General features: G+C 66.1%; 25 protein-coding genes and 1 tRNA gene. 9 read left to right on the forward strand and 17 right to left on the reverse strand.

The window, feature by feature from the left end; translation table 11 throughout:
• Window positions 1-164: 164 nt before the first annotated feature.
• A complete protein-coding gene (locus tag SPHPHY_RS0105065) occupies window positions 165-1,205 on the forward strand; it encodes a hypothetical protein (protein ID WP_156025021.1) in 1,041 nt (346 codons plus the stop codon).
• A 533-nt stretch (window positions 1,206-1,738) separates the two neighbouring features.
• Here the strand turns inward: SPHPHY_RS0105065 and SPHPHY_RS0105070 are convergent.
• Window positions 1,739-2,539 (reverse strand): BglII/BstYI family type II restriction endonuclease, encoded by an 801-nt coding sequence (locus SPHPHY_RS0105070; protein WP_022685619.1) that lies wholly within the window; start codon window positions 2,537-2,539, stop codon window positions 1,739-1,741.
• A gap of 109 nt (window positions 2,540-2,648) precedes the next feature.
• Here SPHPHY_RS0105070 and SPHPHY_RS0105075 point away from each other — a divergent pair, with 109 nt between their 5' ends.
• A complete protein-coding gene (locus tag SPHPHY_RS0105075; RefSeq protein ID WP_022685620.1) occupies window positions 2,649-3,266 on the forward strand; it encodes a BglII/BstYI family type II restriction endonuclease in 618 nt (205 codons plus the stop codon).
• Here the strand turns inward: SPHPHY_RS0105075 and SPHPHY_RS0105080 are convergent.
• The 10 genes from SPHPHY_RS0105080 to SPHPHY_RS0105125 form a co-directional block, all read right to left on the reverse strand.
• Complete coding sequence (locus SPHPHY_RS0105080) at window positions 3,208-4,923, reverse strand: DNA cytosine methyltransferase (RefSeq protein ID WP_022685621.1); 1,716 nt, start codon at window positions 4,921-4,923, stop codon at window positions 3,208-3,210. The genes SPHPHY_RS0105075 and SPHPHY_RS0105080 overlap by 59 nt on opposite strands.
• A 35-nt stretch (window positions 4,924-4,958) precedes the next feature.
• A complete protein-coding gene (locus SPHPHY_RS0105085; RefSeq protein WP_022685622.1) occupies window positions 4,959-5,408 on the reverse strand; it encodes a very short patch repair endonuclease in 450 nt (149 codons plus the stop codon).
• A gap of 165 nt (window positions 5,409-5,573) precedes the next feature.
• Window positions 5,574-7,298 (reverse strand): site-specific integrase, encoded by a 1,725-nt coding sequence (locus tag SPHPHY_RS0105090; protein WP_196802125.1) that lies wholly within the window; start codon window positions 7,296-7,298, stop codon window positions 5,574-5,576.
• A gap of 93 nt (window positions 7,299-7,391) precedes the next feature.
• Window positions 7,392-7,467, reverse strand: a tRNA-Phe gene (locus SPHPHY_RS0105095).
• A 30-nt stretch (window positions 7,468-7,497) separates the two neighbouring features.
• A complete protein-coding gene (locus SPHPHY_RS21305; RefSeq protein ID WP_022685624.1) occupies window positions 7,498-7,671 on the reverse strand; it encodes a DNA gyrase inhibitor YacG in 174 nt (57 codons plus the stop codon).
• Complete coding sequence (locus SPHPHY_RS0105105; protein ID WP_022685625.1) at window positions 7,668-8,594, reverse strand: ribonuclease E/G; 927 nt, start codon at window positions 8,592-8,594, stop codon at window positions 7,668-7,670. Before SPHPHY_RS0105105 ends, SPHPHY_RS21305 begins: the two co-directional genes overlap by 4 nt.
• Window positions 8,587-9,159: a Maf family protein gene (locus SPHPHY_RS0105110; protein WP_028056504.1), complete on the reverse strand. Its 573-nt coding sequence runs from the start codon at window positions 9,157-9,159 to the stop codon at window positions 8,587-8,589. The genes SPHPHY_RS0105105 and SPHPHY_RS0105110 overlap by 8 nt, the downstream gene beginning before the upstream one ends.
• Before the next feature lie 34 nt (window positions 9,160-9,193).
• A complete protein-coding gene (gene infA / locus SPHPHY_RS0105115; RefSeq protein WP_022685627.1) occupies window positions 9,194-9,439 on the reverse strand; it encodes a translation initiation factor IF-1 in 246 nt (81 codons plus the stop codon).
• A 132-nt stretch (window positions 9,440-9,571) separates the two neighbouring features.
• Complete coding sequence (locus tag SPHPHY_RS0105120; RefSeq protein WP_022685628.1) at window positions 9,572-9,946, reverse strand: response regulator; 375 nt, start codon at window positions 9,944-9,946, stop codon at window positions 9,572-9,574.
• Between the two features lie 61 nt (window positions 9,947-10,007).
• Window positions 10,008-11,015 (reverse strand): SDR family oxidoreductase, encoded by a 1,008-nt coding sequence (locus SPHPHY_RS0105125; protein WP_022685629.1) that lies wholly within the window; start codon window positions 11,013-11,015, stop codon window positions 10,008-10,010.
• A gap of 189 nt (window positions 11,016-11,204) precedes the next feature.
• On the opposite strand from SPHPHY_RS0105125, the gene SPHPHY_RS0105130 reads away from it, so the two are divergent.
• Window positions 11,205-13,037 (forward strand): M61 family metallopeptidase, encoded by a 1,833-nt coding sequence (locus SPHPHY_RS0105130; protein WP_231370461.1) that lies wholly within the window; start codon window positions 11,205-11,207, stop codon window positions 13,035-13,037.
• A 75-nt stretch (window positions 13,038-13,112) separates the two neighbouring features.
• Complete coding sequence (locus tag SPHPHY_RS0105135; protein ID WP_022685631.1) at window positions 13,113-16,208, forward strand: type II toxin-antitoxin system ParD family antitoxin; 3,096 nt, start codon at window positions 13,113-13,115, stop codon at window positions 16,206-16,208.
• Window positions 16,209-16,213: 5 nt separating this feature from the next.
• Here the strand turns inward: SPHPHY_RS0105135 and SPHPHY_RS0105140 are convergent, their stop codons facing one another.
• The 5 genes from SPHPHY_RS0105140 to SPHPHY_RS0105160 all read right to left on the reverse strand — a co-directional run bounded on the left by SPHPHY_RS0105140 (window position 16,214) and on the right by SPHPHY_RS0105160 (window position 19,909).
• A complete protein-coding gene (locus SPHPHY_RS0105140; protein WP_022685632.1) occupies window positions 16,214-17,365 on the reverse strand; it encodes a saccharopine dehydrogenase family protein in 1,152 nt (383 codons plus the stop codon).
• 7 nt (window positions 17,366-17,372) lie between these two features.
• Window positions 17,373-17,708 (reverse strand): hypothetical protein, encoded by a 336-nt coding sequence (locus SPHPHY_RS0105145; RefSeq protein ID WP_022685633.1) that lies wholly within the window; start codon window positions 17,706-17,708, stop codon window positions 17,373-17,375.
• Window positions 17,709-17,773: 65 nt separating this feature from the next.
• Entirely contained in the window at window positions 17,774-17,968 is a 195-nt protein-coding gene (locus tag SPHPHY_RS21845) for a hypothetical protein (protein ID WP_156025023.1), read from the reverse strand.
• A 90-nt stretch (window positions 17,969-18,058) separates the two neighbouring features.
• Window positions 18,059-18,790: an NTP transferase domain-containing protein gene (locus SPHPHY_RS0105155; RefSeq protein ID WP_022685635.1), complete on the reverse strand. Its 732-nt coding sequence runs from the start codon at window positions 18,788-18,790 to the stop codon at window positions 18,059-18,061.
• A gap of 12 nt (window positions 18,791-18,802) precedes the next feature.
• Window positions 18,803-19,909 carry an inositol-3-phosphate synthase gene (locus tag SPHPHY_RS0105160; RefSeq protein ID WP_022685636.1) on the reverse strand — a complete coding sequence of 369 codons (1,107 nt, stop codon included), beginning with the start codon at window positions 19,907-19,909 and terminating at the stop codon, window positions 18,803-18,805.
• Window positions 19,910-20,168: 259 nt separating this feature from the next.
• Between SPHPHY_RS0105160 and SPHPHY_RS19390 the strand changes: the two genes are divergently transcribed.
• Window positions 20,169-20,909: a CDP-alcohol phosphatidyltransferase family protein gene (locus SPHPHY_RS19390; protein ID WP_269213771.1), complete on the forward strand. Its 741-nt coding sequence runs from the start codon at window positions 20,169-20,171 to the stop codon at window positions 20,907-20,909.
• A 67-nt stretch (window positions 20,910-20,976) separates the two neighbouring features.
• Window positions 20,977-21,519 (forward strand): superoxide dismutase family protein, encoded by a 543-nt coding sequence (locus SPHPHY_RS0105170; RefSeq protein WP_156025024.1) that lies wholly within the window; start codon window positions 20,977-20,979, stop codon window positions 21,517-21,519.
• A 15-nt stretch (window positions 21,520-21,534) separates the two neighbouring features.
• Here SPHPHY_RS0105170 and SPHPHY_RS0105175 read toward each other — a convergent pair whose 3' ends face one another.
• Complete coding sequence (locus SPHPHY_RS0105175; RefSeq protein WP_022685639.1) at window positions 21,535-23,085, reverse strand: spinster family MFS transporter; 1,551 nt, start codon at window positions 23,083-23,085, stop codon at window positions 21,535-21,537.
• A 412-nt stretch (window positions 23,086-23,497) separates the two neighbouring features.
• Between SPHPHY_RS0105175 and SPHPHY_RS0105180 the strand changes: the two genes are divergently transcribed.
• The 3 genes from SPHPHY_RS0105180 (at window position 23,498) to SPHPHY_RS0105190 (ending at window position 26,464) form a co-directional block, all read left to right on the forward strand.
• On the forward strand, window positions 23,498-23,734 hold the full coding sequence (locus SPHPHY_RS0105180) for a hypothetical protein (RefSeq protein WP_022685640.1): 237 nt from the start codon (window positions 23,498-23,500) through the stop codon (window positions 23,732-23,734).
• A gap of 11 nt (window positions 23,735-23,745) precedes the next feature.
• Complete coding sequence (locus SPHPHY_RS0105185; RefSeq protein WP_196802127.1) at window positions 23,746-25,632, forward strand: M61 family metallopeptidase; 1,887 nt, start codon at window positions 23,746-23,748, stop codon at window positions 25,630-25,632.
• A gap of 91 nt (window positions 25,633-25,723) precedes the next feature.
• Complete coding sequence (locus SPHPHY_RS0105190; RefSeq protein ID WP_022685642.1) at window positions 25,724-26,464, forward strand: Crp/Fnr family transcriptional regulator; 741 nt, start codon at window positions 25,724-25,726, stop codon at window positions 26,462-26,464.
• The last annotated feature ends 16 nt before the right edge of the window (window positions 26,465-26,480 follow it).

A 26,480-nucleotide genomic window follows, 5' to 3' on the forward strand; every position in this document is an offset into this window, starting at 1 on the left:
GTGCAGTCTCCTTGGAGGCACGTAGGGCTGCGAGCGCACTCATGGACGGCATAGTGCCTCCAGTCCGCCCGACCTCCCGTCCAGGCCTTCTAGTCGCCGTCGAGGCCACCATCTCGGACCTTCTAGTCGCCGCTCGCGCCGGACAGTGGACCCGCCGATCCCTCATGGCCTCTTCGTTCACCGGAGAAGCCGTCACCCGCCGGATGTTCAAGAAGGTGCAGGAGAGCTTCGAGGACAGCCAGTTCATCGAGACCATTCCAGGCCATTATGAGCGGGGAGGACTTGTCGCTTCTGGGCGTCAAACGCTCTTCCGGCCGACTGTGGCGCTTCTGGAGCTGGCGGCCTCCTATGGGGTCACGCTCGACACCCTCCCGGAGCATTTCTCGATCGAGAGGCCTGTTCCACCACCATCAACGGACCTTCTCGTCCTCAGGGCCTCCAAGCCGCTCAAGGTCGATGGCCGGCGCCGTGCGGCTGCGGAGCTGAGCATCGCTCCCAACGACCCTGGGGCTCTTCGGCTCGTCGAGGAGCTGGAGGGCATCAATGCCTTCCTGTCCTCCATCCCGATCGAGGGCTTTGCCTTCTCAGGCCTCCGGCGCATCTTCAACAACGGGGATCAGCCCGAGTTCGCTTGGCAGCGGGGCGGACGCTTCTACTCGCTGCCAGGTGGTGACGACTACATGCGCTGGAAGGGTGGCAAAGCGGCCCGCGCAGATGCCATTCGCCTCCAGGGCGAGAAGGTCGGAGAGGTCGACTTGTCCGCCAGCCACCTTACGGTCCTCTACGGCCTCCTCGGGGAGGCCTTCGACCACACGGCCGACCCATACGCTATTCCCGGCCAAGCTCGCACGAAGGTGAAGCGGTGGCTGACGTATGCGCTCGGAACGGGCACCACGGAGCCAAGGGAAGGCAATTGGTACGTCAAGGTTCGAGAAGCCGTCCTTGAGTGCCATCCAGTCCTCCAGCGGCTCCACGAGCACCAGGTCTCCACGCTGGACCTCCAGTTCCATGAGGCCGAGGTGATCGCTTGGGCCATGCGCGACCTGAGGGAGCTGGACGACGTAGCATCGCTGCCGGTCTTCGATAGCTTGGTCGTGCCGCTGTCGAAGGTTGAGCTTGCCCGAGAGCGGCTTCGCGATGCCTTCACGCGGCACTTCGCGGCTTTAAGGCCAGGCGGGCCGCTGATTGTGCCTCGGGTCCATTGAGGACCTGAGATGGCTATGGATGGTGATTGATGATGACCATCAAGGCAGGCCTGAGAGCCTGAGGTAGCGTACAGTACCTTACAGCATACTAGAACCAAATCTCGATGACGTCGGCCTCTCCTCGCCCTGCGTCTCCTTTCGGGACCGGGAGTGCGATTGCGCCGGGGTCGGAAGGCGCACAGGGTAGGTTCGGGTCACTACGGATGACCTCGCCCCGCTTCTCGGCAACTGTCGGGAGCGGGGCGACTTTGCCTCGTGGTGGCCACACGATCTTCACGATTGAGGGCTAGAGGCAGCGTTGAGGCGGAAGCGCCTCACCAGGACGCCCTGCTTCTTTTGTCACTACGGGGCAGGGCGTCTTGGCCTGATTGGCGCCTCGTCTGTTCCCGCGCTGATCGCCTTGCGACGCTGCCTCTACTCGGGCCTGAGGGCGTCCACAGACACCTCGCGGCCCACTCGCGGCCTAAAACCTCTCGCGTCCTCTGAGCGTGGGCGAGGCGCTGAGCGCCCATGGCGGGCCTGCTTCCCTCGAATCAATCCTCTGCCACAGCCGCCTCAGCATCTGCGGCTGCTACTTCGGCGAGCGCTGCCCGACCTTCGTCGAAGGTGATCACGCTGTCTGGCAGGCCGATGAGGATGAGTGGGCACGGATTGCCAACCCCACGGCTGACGCGATCCTCCAACTTCCGCCAATGTGTCGTCGCCTCACCGAATTTGTCGGCGACGAAAGACTCCGTAAACGCGTCGTTGAAAGTTTGCCCACGCCTTTTAATCCGATCCAGGATTGCCGTCTTCTGGCGGGCAGTGGGAAGATACCGCCAATCACTGAGCTGCTCGAAGGAGCTGATCTGGCGCTCGTCGAGGAAGCGGCGGACGAGTCTTCTCATGCCCTCGTGCAAGGATCGTCCCCGTGTGACGATGACCCCGACTGAGATCGCCCCGTCCGCGTGCAGACGCTTATAGTTCTCGAGGTCGCGGTCGTAGAATGGGTCCTTGTTGTTCCACTCGATCTCCAGCGCGATCCGACTTCCGTCTGCAAATTCCCGCACATGATCCACTTCATGGGACTGGCTCTCGCGGGGCACTCCGTTGATCCGCTTCTCCACGACAAACTTGGTTTTATGCCAACCCTGCTCCACCAGCGCCCTGCGCAGGCGTTGAGTGCTCCTGGCTTCGCCCCCGCCGCCGCCGATTATTTCCTCAATGGGAATGCGGGTCTCTAGAAGAGCGGCTTCAAGCTCGTCCACAACGACCGGAAAATCCACGCTCACGATAGCTGCAGCGTGTGAAAGAAACTGAACCTCGTAACCGCGAGCGACAAGCTGCTCGAACATCCATCGCTCCGACTCGACTCATGACTGGACCGACCGTAACAGCCAGAGTGCTAGATGGCGCAACCCATATGAGCTCAGGGGGAAGCCGTAGCTGGGAGAGGGGGCTCGCTTGAAGATCGCCGAAGTGTACTCGCATCTGAACGGCCTGGAGTATTTGGAAGCCCGGAAGCCCCACCTGTGGAAGGAAATTCAATCCGTGATCGCGGGGGTCAACGCGAACCTCTGCTTCACGAAGACGTCCCAAGAGGCTCGAAAGCTCGGGCGAATGCTCTGCTCGCCGACGGCGCTGAATGAGGCATTCCGAAGGGGCTTCGCCAAGTGCACCCCGCCTTGGGAATCGCTTCTCGTCAACTACCTAGTCTGCTCTGACCCTGACGTGAACAGAAAGATCGCCGACGTACCCATGGCGGAGCAGAAGCTGGCCATTGAGGCTGCCGGCTTGATCCCCCGGCGAACCTCTAATGAGGTTGACTTCGTCAAGGAGGGGGTCGCCGTAGAGGTGCAATTTGGCAAGTATTCGTTTGTTGCTCACGACCTATTCGTTAAGCACATGACGTTTTTCTCGATGGGTCGCATCAAGTGTGGAATTGAAATCCTCCCTATGAAGACGCTCCAGGAGCATATGTCTTCCGGTCCCACCTTCTACGAAAAGGACTTGAACAACCTTGTCAGGCAGGGACGGGGAACACCTGCAGTGCCTCTTGTGGTGATCGGGCTCGAGATTTGAAAAGTTGCTTGTCCAGCTGATGCCAATCCAGCGTGTTGAACCAATCGCCCACGATCATGCCAGCTAGTACCCAACTTGAGTACTTGCGGAGCTTGGACGCGCTCACGAGGGGCTTGTCGACAGAGGCCGCCGCCGCAATCGCGAGAATATAATTCTCCACTTCGATTGCCACCTTTTCATCATCGCCTATTGCCTCTTCGATCAGTGTATGAACTGTCGCCGCAAGTTCACCTAGCTCATCCACGAGGGCGAACGGACCGCGCCCTTCTGACTTCCGGGCCCAAATGGACTGCAGGGCCTGCGGTGTGGTGGCCCTTAGATCACGCTCCATTGACTGCATGTCGGCGGCGGCGCACCTCAAGGCACCACCGATCAGGACATTACCGTGCAGGTCTTCGATGGTGGAGCCGTCGAGATCAACCTCTCTGATGTCTTTCGATGATCCGAAGAAAAATCGCACACGCCATGCGGCAGACGGTCGGGAGGTGTCGTTCGACAGGTCGAACCGCATGCCACTCTTGAAGCGGAGGTTAGGCAACGCAGCGCGAAAGCCGCGGCTCAGCGGGTAGGTTCGTCCCTCCTGGTCGGGGGGTGTGATCGGAGCCAGCTTTTCAGGAAGGCTCAACGTAAGACCGACTGCATCGAGGCCTTCGAATTCTTCCAGCGTGACGCCCTTCGCCGCCAGCGATAGGAGATAGGTGAAGGTTGGTGGGATAGCGTTCCCGATCATCTTCGCCTTCTCGGCGAACGACCTTCCGTAGAACTGGTAGGTGATAGGGAAGCCCTGCAAGCAGCCGCGCTCCCGCACCGTCAGACGCCGGAAACTGCCCGCGACCTTCGGATCGGCGAGGACGATACTCTCACGGGACACCCGCGTGCAGGTGGCGGTCACGGTGCGGGACGGTGCGTCAAGAAGGTCGGGGAACGCCATGTTGTTGTAGACCGAATGGTAAACCTTAGCGTCCCTGTTCATCCTCAGCTCTTCCGGTCCGAGCGGCACTTCAGTCTCCATCTCCGTCAGCTTCGCCGCAGGCAGTGAAACGCCCCAAACCGGGTCAACAATGGTCTCCTCTGCCGCGAGGGCGGAGATAACGTCGCCAAGGGTCTTCGGCTTCAGCTTCGACTCGAGTGCCCTAATGGCTTCGAAGGGGATGTTGGTCGCGATGCAGCGCCGACGTGCTTGAGGGGCACCGAATTCCGAAAAGTCCACCACCTCGATCCGCGCGCCCAGGTGCCTGAAGCGATATAGCGGGTGCTTTCGGTTGGCGAAACCGGCCTCAAGCACGTCGGCGACCCTCGGGACATTCTCCATCGCCCAGAAGCGCGGCTTCAGGTGGGCCACGACCTCGAAAAACTTGACTAGGTCCTTCATACCCTCGGCCAAGTCGCCGCTACCACCACGGTTCGCGTACGAGAACTCCGTGCAGGGCGGACTGCCTACGACGAGATCGATGTCGCAGGGGAGGTCATCCAGCGACAGCTTTCGGATATCCACCGGGCCCACACTGCCGCCATGATTTCCATTATGGGTGTCGATGGCAGGCTGCCACCATTCATACGAGGCAACCACCTCGATGCCTGCCAATCGCAGCCCAAGGCTCCAGCCGCCGATGCCAGCATACAGGTCCACCGCTCGCAAGAACTCATTCCACTTCATCGATATTCAGGAGCCAATATAACGCGCACGCCACCTCAGACAAGATCCAACTTTTCGTCCTGCCGCAGCACACGCGTCGGCCCAACGAATTCCACTAGCTGTGCTTGCAATCCCGGCCCGTCTACGATCTCGCACTCCCACAGTACCAGAGCCTCCCATCCCTCCGCCGCCGCGAGAGCAAGGTTGCGTGCGTCGCGCTCCTCGTTCCGGGCGAACTTCGCTGCCCAGAACTCAGGGCGTGTCGTCGGCACGCGAGCGTGTCGGCATCCCGGATGTTGGTGCCAGAAGCAGCCGTGAATAAAGATGATTTTTCGTCGCCCAGGGAAGGCTACGTCCGGCCGGCCCGGAGCCGCCTTCCACTGGAGGCGAAATCGATAGCCGAGCCGATGGAGAAGCCGACGCACCACCATTTCAGGTTTGGTGTCAGCTCGCCGAATTTTGCCCATGAGGGCGCTGCGTTGCGTGGTGCTGATGCGATCCGCCATCGTTCTACAACGAAGCAGGGCAGGCTGCGTGCCGCGACGACCCTTCCAAGCAGCCGGCGATGTGGAAATAGCCTTCGCCCCAATCTAGAGCCTCTTGCGGACTCTTCGCGCCTTATTCTGAGAGGAGCGCCGTGTCATAGCTTCTGAACCGATCGCGAGTAGGCCTCAGGCGGCATCATCTTGGCGTAGATGGTTCAGCTCGATCGCCTTGTAGGTCACCAGTTCCAGGGCCTCGACCCGATCGCGGACCGTGAAGCCGTCCCCGTAGTTCCCCTCCGAGCCCGAATCCTTCCGGCCAGCCAACCGCAGACCGATAGGGGTCCCATGCAGCTTCGCGGCCCTTAGTCGATCCTCGAAATTATGTCGGAAGCTGTGGAAGCCAAGCTTGGTGCCCTCCAGCCCTTTGCGGCGTAGATGAGCCACGAACCACTCGCTGAGCTTGGCGCCCCATTGGCGCCGGACGTTCGCCTTAGCGTCCGGAAAGGTCAGTGCGTCTGGCTGTGCGTCCTTCCGGCGGGCTTCGATGAAGCTGAGAAAGCCTAGCTGCACCAACGCGGAATGGACTGGCACCTCGCGACGGCTCTCAGAGTTCTTCAGAGAGCGGCCCTCGTAGGGACGAACGTTGAAGACCGAAACGCCGTCATGGTCCCCTATGTCCATGAGGCGCAATCCGGCTATCTCGCCGAGGCGCATACCCGTGAACAGGGCGATGAGGGGGACCCAGAACCTTCCTGGGCGCTTGTCATTGTGCGGGAGCGGACGGTCCCACGGCGCCGCCGAGAACAGCGTGGCGAGTTGGTCCATGGAGAACGGATCGCGCTTGTCACGGTCCTCCACCGGATCATGCACAGCCAGTCCCTTGAACGGGTTCTTGTCCGCCCACTCCTCCTTCTCGGCCCATCCGAACAGGGCCGACATGTGGGCGAGATACCCGAGGTTCACCGTGCCGGGTGAGATGGTCGATAAGCCGAGCTGGCGTCCCTTCTCGATCGCGGCTGGCACCGAAAGGTCCTTCAGCTCGGCCTTACGCCCCAAGCCGGCCGGGAGCTGACGCACCAAGTCCATCAAGCCCCTAGCGTCCTCTCGGGTGATTGACCCTATCTCCCGGTCCGCGATCGTATCCGTCAGTAGTCGAAAGACTGGCGCCACGGCGGTCCGGCTGGATTGGCTCCATCCATCCCACTTGGCCGCCTTATAGGCAACGATGAGAGCTGCGACGTCACGCGAGGTCGTCTTGATCGGCGCGGGTGAGGGGCGGGCTGGGGCCTGGGGCGTCGGCACGTCCTCGCCGTCCAAGCGGCGCAAGATAATCCTTAGGGCTTCCACCTCGGCATCGTTGAGGGCCCTGAGGTACGCGTGGAACTCGGGGGCTTGCTTGTCGATGGCGACGCCCTGATGACCCGCATGTTCAATCGCGATGTCGCCGGACCGCTCCGCGATGGCATCAAGGTCCCCGAGCGCCCTAAGCTCCAACGCGAGCGCGAGGTCCGCTTCTGCCTCGGCCTTGATGACCGCGCGGGCCTGCTGCTTCCGTTCCCGAGTGCGTGGTAACCAGCGGACCTCGTCGTCGATCGACAGTAACTCCGCTTTCCAGTCGGCCACGAGATGGGCGATCATGTCGGCGGTAAGGCGGTCCGCGACGCCGGCTGTCTGCTTCTCCTCCAGCTCGCGAGCGGCACGGGCCCTTTGCACATCCCGATCGAACTTGCGCTTCGCGGCGCTGTACGCCCGCCACGCCTCATCCGTCATGCCCGAGCGGACACCCAGCGGAACCTTGAGCTCTCGCTGTCCAGCCTTCGGGAGGTACGGACGCAGATTTTCGGGGTAGGTGCGGCGATAGATTAGTCGCCCGCTCGCTTCTTCGCGGACCCAATCGAGCTTCTTTGCCACAGGCTGTTTCGTACCCAAGTTTGTACCGGGTTCAAGAGTAGAGGCTACGGCTTTCCGAGGTTTTCGCATCATTTCCAGCACTTAGCGGGGAAATGGTGCCCAAGGGCGGGATCGAACCACCGACACTACGATTTTCAGTCGTATGCTCTACCAACTGAGCTACTTGGGCGCGTCGCTTTTCAGCGGCGAGGCGCGTCCCCTAATCGGTGTCGGAGCGGCTGTCCAGCGATTCCGTGTCGATCATCGCACCGGGCAGGCGATAGCCTTCGCCCAGCCATTGCAGGAGGTCGCGATCCTTGCAGCCGCGGCTGCAGAAGGGCTTGTGCGCGGGCGCAGCCGGTGCGGCGCAAATCGGGCAGCGATCGTTGTTCATCGATCGAACATAGCGGCGCGGCCGGTCCGGCGCACCACCGCAGCGCACCAGTCCTCGTGTGATTCGATCCGCTCGCGCACGCTCGTCGGCAGGCGGAAGCGGTTGGGCGCGCCGGGCGGAGTGCGTTCGATCAGGCGCAGCGCGGCGCGGGCGGCGGCACCGACGGCATCGTCGCGGACGCGCTCGGGCAACGAAGCGCGCGGGCGCGGGCGGACGATCTGGAGGAAGCCGAAGCCGTTTACCGCGGTCCGCTCGAATGGAGCAGGCAAGGCAGCGTCGAGTGCCGCGGCGACCTCCTGACGCAACGCCTTGCCGGTGACGGTCGGAAAGTCGACGCCGATCGATCCGCCGATCGCGTGGCGGCGGATCGCCGCGGCGACGGCGGTCGCAGCGCGCAACGCCAGCACGTCGATCGCGCCCTCGCCATCGACGTCGAACAGCGTCATCGCCGGCGTCGGCGTCATGCGCAACACGCCACCAGCGAAAGCGATCTCTCCGGTGCGTGCCTCCTCCAGGACCTCGGACCAGCCTGCGGCCTCCAGCAGGTCAGGCTCGTGCGCGCGCAGCGTGCGCACCGGATGTGGGGAGGCCGCGATGCGGGCCAGCAGGTCGGGGCCGGGGGCGGGGGGCGCCTCGGTACTCCGGGCGCGCGCGCGCTTGCTGCGGCCGGGTTCGGGGATCGCCTCGCGAACGATCTCGACCATGAACGCCGCGCCGAGCGTGACGCCGTTCGGCGCGCGATCGAGCATGACCTCGCGTCCGTCGTCGAGCGTCGCGACGAGCTTCTCGGTCAGCCGTGCACGCGCGACCGTGCCGACGCGAAGCGTATCGGGTAACTCGATGCGGGCCGCGATAATGCGATCGTTCTCGACAAGCGCCGCGCGCGCCTCGCCGATCCCATCCTCATAAAGCCATTCAGGCAAAGGCGATGCCGCTTGCCGCCAGCAAAGCGCGCGTTTCGAACAACGGCAACCCGACGACGCCGGAATGGCTGCCATGCAGGAAGCGCACGAACGCCTCGGCGCGGCCCTGGATGGCATAGCCGCCGGCCTTGCCCAGCCCCTCGCCGCACGCGACATAGGCGTTGATCTCGGCCGCAGACAGCGGCTTGAAGGCGACGATCGTGTCGGCCAGACGCGTGCGCGCGGTGCCGTCGGGCGCGATCGCGCAGACCGCGGACAGCGCATGATGACGCCGTCCCGAAAGTGCGCGGAGCAATTCCCGCTGGATGTCCTCGGTGAGGGCGGGTGGCAGGATCCGACGGCCGAGCGCGATCGTCGTGTCGCCGGCCAGTACCGCCTCATCCGCAGCGCGCGGCACTGCACGCGCCTTCTCCTCCGCCAACCGCAACGCATAGGCGCGCGGCAGCTCGCGCATGCGCGGTGCCTCATCGATGTCAGGCGACACGATACGAGCGGGCTCGACGCCAATCCGCGCGAGCAAGTCGCGACGGCGTGGCGAAGAGGAGGCCAGAACGAGGCGGGTCATCGCAATATGCCCGTCGGCGGGCGCCGACCGGTCGTCAGGACGGCCCGGGGCCGCCGCGACCCGGCATGAAGCGGTAGGTGATCCGCCCCTTCGTGAGGTCGTACGGGGTCAGTTCCACCAGTACCTCATCGCCAACCAGCACGCGGATGCGATTCTTGCGCATCTTGCCGGCGGTGTGGCCGAGGATTTCGTGATCGTTCTCAAGCCGGACGCGGAACATCGCATTAGGCAGCAATTCCACTACCTGCCCGCGCATCTCGAGGAGTTCTTCTTTCGCCAAACGGGGTCTCTTTCGCGTTAAGTGCGCGCGGCCTTAGCCGAGAGGACGAAAAAAGGAAAGGCGCGCGAGGCCGGGCGCCGATGCGGCACCTTGACCCGCAGGAGATAGGCGCCGCGACCGAGTGGCGCAAGGTCAGTGCTGCGACAGGAGCGTATCGAGTTCGCGCGACAGGCTTTCGAAACGATAGGGCTTCGCGAGGAAACGGCCGTCGTCCGGTATGGCGTCGCTGCTCGGGTGGGTGTCGCCGGAGGTCAGCAGGATACGGATGAGCGGCCAGCGCCGATGGACCACGCCCGCCAGTTGCAGGCCGTCCATCGATCCGGGCATGCGGATGTCGGTGAACAACACCTGCACATCGCGCTCGTGCTCCAGTAATGTCAGCGCCTCGTCGGCCGAGCCGGCCTCGATCACGCAATAGCCGGCTTCTTCGAGTGCGTCGGCACCGATCATGCGGACGAACGCTTCATCCTCGACGATCAGGACCGTGGGGGCGGGGGGCGCGATCATCGTACCGACATCCTTTGCGCGGCAAGTGATGCCAGACGCAGGGATGGCCGTCCATCGTCCATCAGGAATCATCCCGGCGAGGGCGGAGCCACGCCAATGTGGCGAGGCCGAGCGTAGCACCCGCCAGCGTCGCGGCGGCCACGCGGTGACGACCGGCGGACTCGTAGACGCTGAGCCGTCGACCATGCTGGTCGCGTGACCGTTCCTGCCCGCCGCCGACCGGCGCGGCGAGATTGTCGTGTGCGCTGCCGCGCCGCGTTCGATCGTGGAGCTTCGGCAGCAGCAGCGGCCCGAGCCGGTCGAGCAGCGCGGGGAAGTGCAGTGCGCCCAGCACCTGCAATCGTCCGGTGCCGCCGACCGTCACATCACGGCGCGGGTGTTGCGCGGCATCGAGGATCGCCTCGGCGACCAGCTCCGGCGCATAGACCGGCGGCGGGAGCAGCGCGGCGCCGTCCATATGGTTGGCGGCGTGATCGGCGATCGGCGTGTCGATCCCAGCCGGCTTGATGAGCGTCACCGCAATCGGCAGGCGATCGGCGACGATCTCGATCCGCAGCGAATCGACATAGCCCTTCACCGCATGCTTGCTCGCGGCATAGGCGCCCATTCCCGGCGAGGGGATGTCGGACACGATCGAGCCGACCGTGACGATCGCCCCGCCCTCGCGCTGGAGATGCTCCACGGCCGTGAGACAGCCGTGGACCGCGCCGAAATAATTGGTGCGCAGCAATCGCTCGTGCTCCGCCATCGGCGTGTCGAGCAACTTGCCGTAGATCGCGACGCCGGCATCATTGACCCATGTATCGATGCGCCCGAAGCGCTCGATCGTCTTGGTGGCGGCGCGCTGGACGTCGCGGAGATCGCCGACGTCGGCGGTGGCGAAATCCGCCACGCCCCCCGCTGCCTCGATCTCGCGGACGATCCGCGCCAGCGTATCGCTGTCACGCGACACCAGCATGACGCGCGCGCCGCGGCCCGCGGCGAGGCGAGCAGTCACCAATCCGATCCCGGAACTTGCGCCCGTGATGAGAATAACCTGGTCGGCCAATGGCTTAAGCTGTGGCTTCATCGCGACATCCCCGAAGAATGAAGGCTATCGCGCAAATGATCCATCTTAGGTTAGCCCAATGTTCGTCAATATGATTCTTACAACCCGCCGCGTACGGTTCGGTTCATATGACCTCGGCGATTTGGCAATCTCCGGCGATTGGCGGCGCGGCGTGCCCGTGCGCGATGTACCGTATCGAAGGGCGTGGCGATGTGGGTGGGCGGCAGGACGATCGGCACGGCGAGCATGGCAGGATGGCTGGCGCTGGCCGCTCCCGCGACCGCACGGGACGCCCGGCAGGTTCGTTACGACCTGTCGTTTCCCGATGCCGGGCATCATCAGGCGCGGATCGTCGCGACATGGCGCGGGGTGCCGGCGGGGCCATTGCGGGTGCAGATGGCGCGGTCCTCGCCCGGACGGTACGCGCTGCACGAATTCGGCAAGAACGTCTTCGCGGTCAGCGCTGCGGATGCCGCAGGGCGCCCGCTGTCGCTGATCCGCACCGATCCGTATGGCTGGAGCGTCGCCGGGCACGACGGCACGGTGGTGGTCAGCTACACGCTGTTCGGCAATCGCGGCGATGGCACCTATGCACAGGTCGATGCCACGCACGCGCATCTCAACCCGCCGGCGACGTTGATGTGGGCGAGCGGCTATGACGCTGCGTCCGTGACGCTGCGGATCGTGCCGCCGGAGCCCGGCTGGGCGATCGCGACGCAGCTGCCGCCGGTCGCGGGCGCACCGAACACGTACAGCGCGCCAGACCTGCAATATCTGATGGACAGCCCGATGGAGGTCGGTCGGCACGATCTGCGCGAGTGGCAGGTCGGCGAGGGCGAACGTCGCTATACGATCCGGCTGGCGGTGCATCACCCCGGCAGCGCGGTGCAGGTCGATGAGTTCGCTGCGCAGGTCAAGCGATTGATCCCGCAGCACCGAAAATTGTTCGGCGAATGGCCGCGCTTCGACCATGGCAGCTACACGTTCCTGGCGGATTACATGCCGCAGGCGTCAGGTGACGGGATGGAGCACCGCAACTCGACCGTGGTGACCGGACCGACCCCGCTCGACGGCACCAACGAGGAGCAGCTCGATACGATCGCGCACGAATTCTTTCATGCGTGGAACGTGGAGCGGCTGCGTCCGCGCGGGCTGGAGCCGTTCGACTTCACGCGCATCAATCCGACGCCGTCACTATGGTTCGCGGAGGGGTTCACCAGTTATTACGCGCCGCTGCTGACGCGACGCGCCGGGCTGATCGATACCGATCAATGGCTGAAGGCGACCAGCGAGGCGCTCAACACGGTGCTGCTGTCGCCGGCGCGGCGCAACGGCGGGCCTGCCGAGATGAGCATCCGCGCCGCGTTCGCCGATGCCGCGACCGCGGTCGATCCGATCGGGCCGAATATCTTCCTGTCCTATTATCCCTATGGCCAGATCGTCGCGTTGGCGCTTGACCTGGCGATCCGGCAGAAGTTCCCGAAGCTCTCGCTTGACGATTACATGCGCCGGTTATGGCAGACCAACGGGCGGACGGAGCGGCCCTATGCGCCCGACGACCTGCGGCGCGCGCTGGCCGATGTCACTGGCGACGCGGCGTTCGCCGATGCGTTCTTCGCAGCGTCGATAAACAGCAGCGCGCTGCCCGATTTCGCGCCGTTGCTGGCGCAGGCCGGCTTCGTGGTGCGGCCGATCGCGCCGAACCGCGGCTGGATCGGCATCACCCAGCTCGGCGGCGGCGCGACGCTGACCCAGGCGCCGGCACCGGGATCGCCGCTCGACGGCGCGGGGCTCGACAGGGGCGACCGGGTCGTGGCGCTTGGCCGAACGCCGGTCACCGATGCGGCGACGTGGACGGCGGCGCTCGACGGGCTGGCACCCGGCGCCACGGTCACGATCCGCTACACCCGCATGGGGGCCGAACAGCAGCGTGTCGTTCGCGTCGCCGCCGATCCGGCAGTCGAAGTCGTGCGGGTCGAGGCCGATGGGGGGAAGCTCAGCGCACGCCAGCGAGCGTTCCGCAGCAAATGGCTTGACGAATAATTAACCTTGCCAGTTTACCCCTCTGTAACTGTGTCACTTGTTGACACAGCTGACGACGAGGCAGAAATCCACTTTATGGCCGACCGTCAATCGCGCAACGTCTCGCTCACGCCCGAGCTGGAAGCGTTCATCACCAATAGCCTGACGACGGGCGATTACGGCAACGCCAGCGAGGTGGTGCGCACCGCGTTGAAGCTGCTGCGCGATCGCCCGGCCGCAAGCGAGCCGTTGCGGGCCTGGCCGGTGGGCGGCGGGGAGACCGGCGGGCTGATCCGGACGGCGGACTGGACGCGACATCCGCTTGGCCCCGTCGAGCAATGGTCTCCCGCGTTGCGCGTGACGGTGGCGAACGTCGTGAACTCGCCGGTGCCCAAGGTGCTGATGTGGGGTCGCGAGGGCGTGTTGCTCTACAACGATTCCTATCGCGCGATCGTCGGCGCGCACCACCCGGCTGCGCTCGGCAAGACCGCCGCGGCGGTGTTTCCCGAGATCTGGGACTGGAACCGTGCCGTCCTCGATCGTGGTTTCGCCGGCGAAGTCGTCAGTTACCGCGACCAGCCGTTGACGCTGATCCGCGACGGCGAGCCCGCGGAGCATTATCTGGACCTGTTCTATACGCCGGTCTTCGAAGCGGACGGATCGGTCGGTGGTGTGCTGTGCACCCTCATCGACAACACCGCGCGCCTGACGCTCGAGCGGCAGGTGGCGGCGAGCGAAGCGGAGCTGCGCATCGTCACGGACGCGCTGCCGTTGCTGGTGGCATTCGTCGACCGCGACTTCGTCTATCGCTATGCCAACCAGCATTATTTCGAGTGGTTCGGCATCGCCGCCAACGACGTCGTCGGGCGCCATGCGCGCGATGTGATCGGGGCGGACAATTTCGCGCGACGTGGTGCGTTGATGGCGCGGGCGCTGGCGGGCGAAACGATCGTCGAGGACACGATCATCCGCCATGGCGACGGATCGTGGCGCCGTGCCGACGTTCGCTACCTGCCGCGCCGCGACGGGGCGGGCGCAGTGACCGGTTTCCAGGTGATCGTCCTCGACGTCGAGGATCGCGTCTTGCGTGAGGAAGCGCTGAACGCGAGCAACGCGCGCTTCCGCGCCGCTATGGAGGCGATGCATGGCGTGCTGTGGACCAACGACGCCAACGGCAGAATGCTCGGCGAGCAACTCGGCTGGGCGATGCTGACCGGGCAGACTCCGGAGCAATATGAAGGCTATGGCTGGGCGGACGCGGTCCATCCCGACGATGCGCAGCCGACGGTGGCGGCGTGGCAGCGCGCCGTCGCGACCCGATCAACCTTCGTGTTCGAACACCGTGTACGGCGACATTGCGGGACATGGCGAACGTTCGCGGTGCGCGCGGTGCCGCGGATTGATGCGCGCGGCGAGATCGCCGAATGGGTCGGGGTCCACACCGACATCACGCATCAGCGCGCGGCCGAGGCGGCGTTACGTGAACATGCCGAGCAGCTGGAGCGGCAGGTGCGGCATCGCGAGCGCGCTGAGGAGCAGTTGCGCCATCTGAACGAGACGCTGGAGACGCGCGTCATCGCCGAGATCGCGTCGCGTCACGACGCCGAGCGCAAGCTGGCGCAGGCGCAGAAGATGGAGACCGTCGGCAAGCTGACCGGCGGAGTCGCACACGATTTCAACAACCTGCTTCAGGTCGTGTCTGGCAACCTCCAGCTGTTGCAAAAGGATATCGCGGGCAACGAGCGTGCGGAGATGCGCGTCGCCAACGCACTGGCAGGCGTGTCGCGCGGGTCGCGGCTGGCATCGCAGCTGCTGGCGTTCGGGCGACGGCAGGCGCTGGAGCCGAAGGTCGTGAACGTCACGCGCTTCGTGCGCGGCATGGACGACATGCTGCGGCGCGCGATCGGCGAGGGGATCGCGGTCGAGACCGTCTTCGGTGGCGGGCTTTGGAACACCTTCATCGATCCGGGGCAGATCGAGAATGCGCTGCTGAACCTGGCGATCAACGCGCGCGACGCGATGGAGGGGCAGGGGCGGCTGACGATCGAACTGGCCAATGCGCATCTCGACGACGATTACGCGCGACGCCACGATGAGGTAATCGCCGGGCAATATGTGATGCTTGCGGTCAGCGACACCGGTTGCGGCATGTCCGAAGACGTCGTCGCCAAGGTGTTCGAGCCGTTCTTCTCGACCAAGGCGGAGGGCAAGGGTTCCGGGCTGGGGCTGTCGATGGTCTACGGCTTCGTCAAGCAATCCGGCGGGCACGTGAACATCTATTCCGAACCGGGGCACGGCACGACGATCCGCCTCTACCTGCCGCGCGCGATGGAAAGCGAGGACGTGGAGGTGGTGCACGACAGCGGACCGATCACCGGCGGGACCGAGACGGTGCTGGTCGTCGAGGACGATGACGAGGTGCGCGCGACGGTGGTCGAGATGCTGGGCGACCTGGGATATCGCGTGCTGAAGGCGGTGGATGCGCAAAGCGCGTTGCACGTGGTGGAGAGCGGTATCGCGATCGACATGATTTTTACCGACGTGGTGATGCCCGGTGCACTGAAAAGCCCGGAATTGGCACGCAAGGCGCGCGAACGACTGCCGAACGTCGCGGTGCTGTTCACCAGCGGCTATACCGAGAATTCGATCGTGCACGGCGGGCGGCTGGATGCCGGGGTGGAGCTGCTGTCCAAGCCGTACACACGCGAGGCGCTGGCGCGGAAGGTGCGGCATGTGCTGGCGAACCAGGGGCAGCGGCAGGCGGCGGCGGCGCCGCGTGCCGTCGAACCGCTGCCGCTGCCGGCGGAGGAGCCGGCAGCGCTGCGTCGCACCGTCCTGCTGGTCGAGGACGACATGCTGATCCGCAGCGCGACCGCGGAGGTCCTGCAGGAAGCCGGGCATGTGGTGGTCGAGGCGGCGAGCGCGGAAGAGGCGATGGCGGCGCTCCAGACCGCGCCGATCGACGTGCTGGTCACCGACGTGCACCTGCCGGGATCGTCCGGGATCGAGCTGGCGACGCGCGCCACCGAATTACGCCCCGGCGTCCGGATCGTGGTCGCCAGCGGGGACATCGCGGCGGTGCAGGGCGCGCTTCCGGGCGCGCACCTGCTATCCAAGCCATATGGCGCACGGGACGTGCTCACGGCGCTCCACGAGGCCCCGGCGCGGGTACGCGAGGGCGAGCGGGGGTGACGGCGCTATGCGGCGGTGAAGGTCATGCCGGCGTGGGCGCGTAGCCGCTCGCGTAGCGCCGCCCCCATCAGCGCGCCGGGCGTCCAGATCCCGCCGGCCCCGGCGACATCGTGGATCAGGCACAGCGCGCTTTCGGCCAGCATCTTCGACGTGCAGCCGTAACCCGGATCGGTGTCGCCGGTGACGACCGCATCGATCCGCGTGCCGTCCGGCATCAACCCGGCGAACAGGATGTCGAAATGTCCGGCATCGCGCTCTTCCTTCGACGGGCCTTCGCCGGGCTTCGGACCCTTGTCGCCGGCGAACGGGTTGAGCTTCGCCAGCGCCTCGGCTGCGGTCTTGCCGAGATCACCGAGGCCGGTGACGACCATCTCGTCATAAACCAGATCGCCCCACGGCTGGCCGAGCAGGAAATTGCTGCGGTGGACGTTCTTGGTGTTGATCGGCGCCATGATGAACGGCGCGACCCACGCTGCGAGAGTGGTATCATATTCGGGGATCAGCCCGGTCGGCTGGTGCGGGCCGGCATGGCCCGGGCAGAGCGCGAAGGGATCGGTGAGCAGCCCGAGCAATGACGGCTGACGCGCGGCCGCGGCAAGCGTCGCCTTCAGGCTGGCGGCGGTGCCGCCCGAAAAGCCGCCGTGCATCCGCCGAACCCGCGCCTTGACGCGCGGCACCGGCGTGCCGAAGCGCGCCTGCGCGGCCTCCTGCACGGTGAGGACGCCGAGGTCGAAGGGGATCGAATCGAACCCGCACGAGAAGACGATCCGCGCACCGCTGCGCCGCGCCTCGTCATGATGGGCATCGATCATCCGGCGCATCCACGCCGGTTCACCGCACAGATCGACATAGCTGGTGCCGGTCGCGGCGCAGGCAGCGATCAAGGCACTGCCATGAAGCTGGTAGGGGCCGACGGTGCTGATGACGACGCGAGTACGCCCGCACATCGCGCGGAGCGCTGCCTCGTCCGTGCCGTCGACGACCAGCGCCGGTACGTCGACGCCGAGCGCTGTGCCAACGGCGGCGAGTTTCGCCGCGGAGCGTCCGGCGATCGCCCAGCGGGCGCCATGGTCGGGCCGGCGCGCGAGATATTCGGCGACCAGCCCGCCAGTAAAGCCGGTGGCGCCGAACAGAACGATGTCGAAGTCGGTCGCCATGTTCGGCTCAGTCGGGCTTGGGCGCGGCGATGCCGGTCAGCTGCGGGCCGTCGCCGCTGGCGCTGTCTTCATCCGGGTCCTCGCCGGTGTGGCCACCGCCGGCGCTTGCGCCACTGCCATGTACCGCGCCGGTGACGGGGTCGAACGAGGCACGGCGGCCGTTGTCCGGCGGCAGCGCGGTGTCGCCGTCATCGACCCGGGACGGGCGCGGCGACACCGATCCGGCCGGCATTTGCTCGGCCAGGCGCCGCTCGTCGTCAAGCGTATAGCCCTGGCCGAAGGTGCCGGTGTCCTTGTCGAAGGCGGGCCGGCGGCGATGCTGGGGGTCGACGGGGTCTGTCATCCATCATCAACGCCGCGACCGGCCGTAGCGATCCCGACCGCCCGCCTGAACCACTCCGTCGGGCGTCAGCGCTGCGCGGGGTGCGGCTCGGCAGCGAGCGCCATCGCACGCGCAGTCCCGGTGGCGGGCTTGACGCGCGCGGCCGGTTCGCGACGCCCCAGCGTGAGGTACAGGACGCCGACGATCAATGCACAGATCGCCAGCAGCGCGGGCCAGCCGGCCATGCTGTGCTGCGTGACGGGACGGGGTTCGTGGCTCATGGGACTTTTCTCCGGCACCAGTGTTCGTGCCGGTCCCAATAACCTGGATTGTGCACGTGTTCCGCGCTGGGCCGTTAGGTTTTGTTGCTGTCAGGCCGCGCGCGAATGTGCGTCCTGCGCGGAGACGGCCGCCTCGGCCTGCGTCAGGGCACGCGGATCGTCGACGTCGAGCCACCAGGCGGTGCCGATATCCACCACGCGCGCAGCGCCTTGCGCCGCCAGCGCTTCCACGCCGGCGGAGATCGACCCGGCGCCACCGGCGGCGATCGAAGCGCGCAATGCGTCGTGGAACCGCGCATCGACCGCAAAGACGCCCGTATCGTAGCAGTCATAATCCGGCAGGTGCTTGCCGATCGCGACGATCCGGTCGCCGTCGGTGCGCACGCGGGTGACGTCGTCGAGGTCGACGAGCGGGTTGTCGAGCCGGCGGTCGATGCCCAGCGTCAGCGCGGCGTCAGGCGCGGCGGCGACGCGCGCCACCAGCGCCGGATCGATCAGATGATCCGCCATCATCAGCAGATGACGGTGCGCGCCGATCGCGTCGGCACCGGTCAGCACCGAATGGCCGTTGGGCAACGACCAGTCGCCGGTGCGGATGCAGCGGATCGGCACGCCGAGCGTCGCGGCCGCGAGCGCCAGGTGCCGTTCGAGCCGATCGGCCTCATGCCCGGTGACCACCGTCACCCCGCTCACGCCGCCCGCGATCGCGGCGCGCAGCACGCGCTCGATCAACGGAATGCCGTTGACGAGCGTCAGCGGCTTCGACGGGGAGACCTCGCGCAGCCGGCTACCATAGCCGGCTGCGACGATCAGCGCGTGCAAGGTCGATAGACCTTATTCGGCAGCGAGGCGCGTGTCGGCGTGGATGAACTCGTTCGTCATCGCGGCTGCCACGTCGTCGGTCACCTGCTGCGGCGGGTGCTTGCAGAAGAACGCCGACGGACCTTCCAGGGCGCCGCCGATGCCGCGCTCCAGGCCGAGCTTCACGCAACGGATCGCGTCGACCACGACCGCGGCCGAGTTCGGCGAATCCTCGACGGACAGGCGCAGTTCCAGGTTCATCGGAACGCCACCGAAGAGGTCGCCCTCAAGGCGGAGAAAGCAGAGCTTGTTGTCGCCGAGCCACGGGATGTAGTCCGACGGGCCGACGTGGATGTTCTCGTCCGCCAGACGCTCGGCGATCACCGCCTGCACCGCCTCGGTCTTCGATTCCTTCTTGCTCGCCAGACGATTGCGGTCGAGCATGTTCATGAAGTCGGTGTTGCCGCCGGTGTTCAGCTGATAGGTGTGATCGATCGTCACGCCGCGCTGGCCGAACAGGTTGCTGAGCACGCGGTGGACGATCGTCGCACCGACCTGTGCCTTCACGTCGTCGCCGATGATCGGCAGGCCGGCGTCGGCGAACCGCTTCTCCCACTCCGGACGCGACGCGATGAACACGGGCATGCAGTTGACGACGCCGAGACCGGCCTCGAGCGCGCATTCCATGTAAAATTCGGTCGCGGCCTGGCTGCCGACCGGCAGGAAGTTCACGAGGACCTGTGCGCCCGAACTCTTCAGCTCGGCGATGATCTCCGCCTTTTCGGCATCACGGGTGTCGTTGATCTCGAACCCGCGATCGTTGGCCGCCGTCAGCATGTGCGGCGCGACGCCGTCCAGCTTGGCGCCCATCTTCACGATCGTGCCGGTCTTCGGCACGTCCGCGTGGAACACCTTCGTGCAGTTCGGCTTGGCGAAGATCGCCTCGCCCAGGTCGAGCCCGACCTTGCGCGAATCGACGTCGAACGCCGCCACGAACTCCATGTCGCCGACCTTGTAGCCGCCGATGTCCTCATGGATGAGACCAGCGGCGGTGTTGCTGCCGGCATAGTGATACTTACCCTGCACGAGACTGCTCGCGCAGTTGCCCACGCCGATAACCGCAACCTTGATCGTCGCCATTCTACCCCACTTGCCGACGCTTAGTCGGACGAAAGCCATATAACGTTGCCGCTTCGTGACAGATACGTGGCATCTGTCAAGCGAGCCGATGCCCTGTATAGGCGCACCGGGGCAATCTCGCGAGGGACGCGTGAACGAATCTGAATCGGCTGTGGCGGGAAAGCCGCGAGAGTTGCAAGGCTTTTTGAATCGCACCGTTTATCATCCGCTCGCGCACGTATTGGCGCGGGCCCTGGTACCCACGCCGGTGACGCCGAACATGGTGTCGATCGCCGGAGCGATAATGGTGATGATCACTGCGGTGCTCTACGCCTGGGTCGCGACTCCGGCGGCGATCGCGCTCGGTTTCTTCCTGCATTGCGGCTGGCACGTCGTGGACGGGGCCGACGGCGCGCTGGCGCGAATGTCCGGACGCGCATCGCCGTCGGGCGAGATCGTCGACGGGCTGTGCGACTATGCCGGGCACGGCGTGCTCTACCTGATGCTGGCGGGCGCGCTGGACGACCGGATCGGCTGGATCGCGTGGCCGATCGCGGTCCTGGCGGGGGTGAGTCGCGCGGTGCAGTCGGTGTTCGCGGAGAGCCAGCGCCGCACCTATCAATGGTGGGCCTATAATACGCCGTGGCTGCAGAACGCGCGTTCGGACGGGCGCGGCATCGGGGTCGCGCTGTCGAACCTTTACCTCAGCGTGTGGCATGCGCTGTCGCGGCCGACGCAGGTCGTCAACGCGCTGGTCGCCAGCGCCGAGGCCGACCCGCCCGAACGGCGGCGGATCGCGGAGATCGCCCGGCAGGTGGGTGCGCGCGCGCTGCCGATGCTGGCCGCGCTGGGTGCGAATCCGCGGACGATCCTGCTGGGGCTGAGCATGATCGCGGGGACGCCGTTGTGGTTCTTCCTCATCGAGATCGTGGTGCTGAACGTGCTGCTGGTGCTGGCGATCATGCAGGCGGCGTATCTGGGGCGGCGGATCGCGCGGCTGATCGCGAGCGGTCACCGCTGACACCGCCGGAACCCGCGCCCGCCGCGGCGGGTTGCGGGACGGATCGATAACGGGAGGAGCAGAGAATATGCGACGGATGACGATGATGGCGGGGATCGGCCTGGCGAGCCTGGCGCTGGCGGCGTGCAACGACGAGGGCAAGATGGCGACCGGGACGCCGGTGGCGGGTGGCGCGAGCGCGACCGCGATGCTGATGACGGCGACCGGCGCGCCGGTGGGCCGCGCCACCGCGACCGAGGTGGGCGGCGGCGTGCGCTTCACGATCGACGCCAGCGGGATGCCGGCCGGAACGCACGGCGCGCATGTGCACATGGTCGGGCGCTGCGATGCGCCGGACTTCGCCAGCGCCGGCGGCCACTGGAACCCGACGCAGATGAAGCATGGAACGATGAACCCGCAGGGGCCGCATCAGGGCGACCTGCCGAACCTCGTGATCGGCACGGACGGGCGCGGCAACATCGGCGCGACCATTCCGGCGGCGACGCTGGCCGGGATGATGGACGCCGACGGTGCGGCGATGGTGATCCACGCGCAAGCGGACGACCTGAAGACCGACCCGAGCGGCAATTCCGGCGGGCGAATCGCGTGCGGGGTGTTCCAGCCCGCCTGAGCCGGCCGGCTGGCGCTAGATCGGCTCCCCCGCCGCACGGGCGCGCTCCTCGCGGGAGCGTTCGGCGGCGGGAAAGCGGCGGTAGGCGACCAGCCCGGCCGCCACCGTGAGCGGGACGCTGAGCAGCAGCGACAGCATCCCGGTCGACAGGCTGCCGGTCAGCGTCGAGATCCGCCCGGCCAGATACGGCCCGAGTGCGAGCCCGATCAGCGTGGTGCCGATGAAGAAGGTCGCGGTCGCCGTGCCGCGCATCCGCGGCAGGACCAGATCCTGGGTCGCCGCCGCGGCTGCGCCGAGCCCCCAGGCCGCAAAGACCTGCGCGCAGAAGACGCAGACGTAGAGGATCGCGGGAGCCGCGGTCGTATAGCCGGCGATCATGAACGGGACCGGCAGCACCGCGCTGGCGATCACCGGGACCAGCCGTCCGGCGGGGTTGGTGCGGCGCATCCGGTCCGCGATCAGCCCGCCGGTGGTGACGCCGATGAACCCCGCCGCCGCGCCCGCGCCGCCGATGAACAGCCCCGCCTGCGCCGGTGCGACGCCCAGCACGCGGATCGCATAGGGCGCCGCCCAGAAGCTCGACGCATAGGCCATGAAGGCGTTTAGCCCGTAGGCCACGACGGTGCAGAGGAACGCCGGCGTGCCGACGATCAGCGCGAAGGTCGGCGGATCGCGGCGGCGCAGCGCGCAACTCCACGAGAAGACGGCGTAGGCCCCGACCCCGACCGCGATCCATTGCGGCAACGGCTCGCCGGCGGCGTGCAGCAGCGCCACGAGCGCGATCGTGACGGCGAGCCCGGCGAGATTGACCAGCAGCGCGCGGCGACCGAGTCGTGCGGCGCCGATCAGCGTCAGCGGTGGGAGGATCGTGACGAGTTCGTCGCGAAAGGCGCGGAACGGCGCCGGATGCGGCGGTGGCGTCGGCAAGCCCTCCACAGCGCCGCGCAGCGGTTCGCGCAGCGTCGCGACCACTGCCGCCAGCGCCAGCCCGGGCAATCCGACCGCGAGGAACGCCGCCTGCCAGCCGGCGAGCCCGAGCGGCCCGCCACCGGGATAGGCGTGGTTCCACTTCTGGACGACCAGCCCGCCGACGAACAGCGAACAGCCGCCACCGACGTAGAGTCCGGCGGAGTAGATCGACAGCGCGGTGGCGCGCAGCTTCTTCGGAAAATAGTCCGAGATCAGCGAGTAAGCCGACGGCGAGGCAGTCGCCTCCCCGACGCCGACCCCGACGCGCGCCGCCGCCAGTTGCGCTCCGGTCGCCGACAGCCCCGACAGCGCCGTCATCGCCGACCATAGCGACAGGCCGGCGGTCATCAGCCGGACGCGGTGCCAATTGTCCGCCAATCGCCCGAGCGGAATGCCGAACAGCGCATAGAACACCCCGAACGCGGTGCCGTAGAGGAAGCCGAGATCCTCGTCGCGCAGGTTCAGGTCGCGCTTGATGTCTTCGGCGAGGATCGAGATCACCTGCCGGTCGACGAAGTTGAGGACGTAGACCAGGAACAGCAGCCCCAGCACGTACCACGCATAGCCGCTTGCGCGGGCGTCGTCTTCTCCGGCCATGCATCCTCCCGATTTCCGCGCGAGCGTAACAGAGCCGGGCGCGAAGGGAAGGGCGCGGGGCCGGTGTGCAGGTGCGGTGTCACGTGCGAGCGATGGAAACGGCGGCGCGCACGGGTGGGGTGCCCTGATGAACTGGCAGCCGCTACATTCAATTGAAATCAGGTAGTACTGAGCCTGAATTGCAAATATTGTTGCATTTATCTTCGTCTGTTGCGGAGAATGGGCTTGGTATTTTGTTGAAAGGAACGGGCAGCACCACAGTCGCCCTGGATTGCAGAGTTGGATGGCCGGCGAATTTATTTTTTTGATGAAGATTGTGAATTTACATCCCCGCCCGCACAGGTGTTATCGAAATCGTCTTAAAGCCGTTTAAGGTGGGGAACGGCCCAGATTACCCCGTGTTGATTGCTGCATGGCGAAGTTCTCCCTCCTGTTCATGGACAAGTCGAGTCAGCTGGTTGCCGATCAGCGACTTCAGGCACGCGATACGCAACACGCATTGGCGCAGGCCAACCGCCGCCTCTATCGAACGTTCGTCGGCGGCAATCAGCCGGCGCTGGACCCGCGGGGGCGGGTCGACGTGCTGGATCCGACCGGTGTCGTCGTCGCGCGCATCTATTGCGCGGAAGCGATTGCGGCGATGTTTTGATGGCGGTGCCGATGCACGAAGCCGCGCGCGACGCCGCGCATGATCCGGACACGTTTGTCATCCCTGCGCCATCGGACTGCCCGTATGTCGCGCCGCTTACCCTTCACGTCGACGCAAGCGACCGCTGGCGCGGTATCCTGCGGGTTCGCGAGACCATCCCGGTCGAGGTCACAGGCACGGGCGCGGTCGGGGGCGGGGGCGAGGTCGTTCTTCTCTATCCCAAGTGGCTGCCCGGCTTCCATGCGCCGGTCGCGCCGATCGAGTTGCTGTCCGGGCTGTCGTTCACCGCGGACGGGCGACAACTCGGATGGCGCCGCCACCCGACCATGGTGCACGCGTTTGCCGTAGCGGCGCCGCCGGGCGTGGAGACGATCGAGGCTGAATTCCAGTTCCTCTCGCCAACCGATGCAGCGCAGGGAAGGGTGATCAGTTCGCCCGAGCTGCTCTGCCTGCCGTGGAACGCAGCGGTCCTCTATCCGGCGGGCCATGGCGCGGACCAAATCCGGCTCGATGCGCACCTGACGCTGCCCGAGGATTGGTCGGCGGCTTGCGCGATCCCGTCGCGTCGGACGGAGCGCAACCGGCTGACGTTCGAACGAAGCTCGCTGGACACGCTGATCGATTCGCCGGTGCTCGCCGCCCGGCACCTGCGCACCTATGCGCTGGACGAGTACGTCAATCTGCGGGTCGCGGCGGCGGAACCGCACCTGCTGGAAGCGAACGCGGCGCAGATCGCGGCGCACGCCGCCGTCACGGCGGAGGCGGCGCTGCTGTTCGGCTCGCGTCCATTCGACCGGTTCGAGATGCTGCTGGCGCTCAGCGACACGTTGAGCACCGCCGGGGTGGAGCACCACCGATCGTTCGAGGCGGTCAGCGTACCCGGTTACTTCGCCGAGTGGGACGATCACGTAACCCGCCGCGACACGATCCCGCACGAGTTCATCCATAGCTGGAACGGCAAGCATCGGCGCGGCGCGGATTCCTGCACGGCCTCCTTCGACCGCCCGATCCAGAACAGCCTGCTGTGGGTGTACGAGGGACAGACGCAATATTGGACCAACGTGCTGTGCGCGCGCGCCGGCCTGTGGACCACCGAGCAAACCCTCGGCGCGCTGGCGATCAACGCCGCCCGTTACGATGCGCGCCCCGGCAGCCGCTGGCGGCCGTTGCTCGACACGACGCGCGATCCGATCATCGCCGCGCGAAGCCCATTGCCGTGGCCGAGCTGGCAGCGCAGCGAGGATTATTATGCGGAGGGCGCGCTGCTGTGGCTCGAGGTCGACACGCGCCTGCGCGAGCTGTCGGGCGACACCTGCTCGCTCGACGATTTCGCGCGCCGCTTCTTCGGTGGCGTCGATGGCGACTGGTCGACCCGCCCTTATGACATCGACGAGGTCATCGACGCGCTGGAAGCGCTCGCCGCCTTCGACTGGCGCGATTTCCTGCTGCACGCGCTCCGGGATACGCGCGACGGAACGCTGCTCGGCGGCGTGGAGCGCGGTGGATACCGGCTGCATTACGGGGATACACCCAATGCGTTCCAGCAATGCCAGGAAGCCGAAACCGGTATCGCCGACTTCACGCACACGATCGGTCTTACCGTTTCGGGCGACGGTCGCGTCGGTGATGTGCTGTGGCATGGCGCCGCGTTCGACGCCGGTCTGACGATCGGCGCGACGATCGTGGCGGTCGAGGGGCGCTCTTTCTCGGTGGAGCGACTCCGCGCGGCGCTGATCGGACCGGAGAACGCGGAGCGGGAATTGCTGGTGCAGCGCGGCTCGACGGTGCGCCCGGTGATGCTGCGCATCCCCGGACACCTTCGCTACCCCTGTCTCGTTCGCCTTCCCGACACGCCGGACCGGCTGGGCGCAATCCTGCGATCGCGGCGCGGATCGTAGCCGGGCGACGGAACGTTTGCCGTTCCGCTACTTTCGCTCTCTCGACGGGTGAATCGGCAGTGTGGCCGTTTCAGCCGGCGGGAGAAACGGCTTGATCGAACGTCATTTTGCAAAGCTCCGCGCACGCGGCCTGCTGTCCGAAGACGAAGAGCATGCGATCCGCAACGCCGTCGCCGAGATCCGCACCGTTCCCGCCGATGCCGTCGTCGTGCCCGCCTATGAGGTTCAGGATCACAGTACCCTGCTGCTCGACGGAATTTTGTGCCGGTACAAGGATCTGCGCAACGGACAGCGCCAGATCACCGAGCTGCACGTCGCGGGCGACTTCGCCGACCTGCACAGCTTCACGCTCAAGTATCTCGATCACGACGTTATGTCGTTGACCCCGGCGCGGCTCGCCATCGTCCCGCATACGGCGCTGCGCAACCTGACCGAGCGTTTCCCGTCGCTGGCGCGCAGTTATTGGTTCAGCACCAATCTCGACGCCGCGATCCATCGCGAGTGGGAGTTGTCGCTGGGACGTCGCAGCGCCTCGGCGCGCGTCGCGATGCTGTTGAGCGAACTGCATCAGCGGCTGTTCCTCGTCGGTCTCGCCGATGCTGCAGGCTATGAGCTGCGGCTGACGCAGACCGACATCGCCGAATGCACCGGGCTCACCAACGTGTCCGTCAACCGCGTGTTGCGGGATTTGCGCGAGCGCGGCGCCGTGCTGTTCGCCGCCGGGCGGGTGAAGATCCTCGACCGCGCGGCATTGTGGCGGGCGGCGGAGTTCGACCCCCGCTATCTCTACCTCGACGGCGCGGCGGGGAAGCGGATCGAGCAGTTTACCTAGACTTCCAGTCTCCTCA

The sequence above is a fragment of the Sphingomonas phyllosphaerae 5.2 genome, assembly GCF_000419605.1.
Classification (GTDB): domain Bacteria; phylum Pseudomonadota; class Alphaproteobacteria; order Sphingomonadales; family Sphingomonadaceae; genus Sphingomonas; species Sphingomonas phyllosphaerae_B.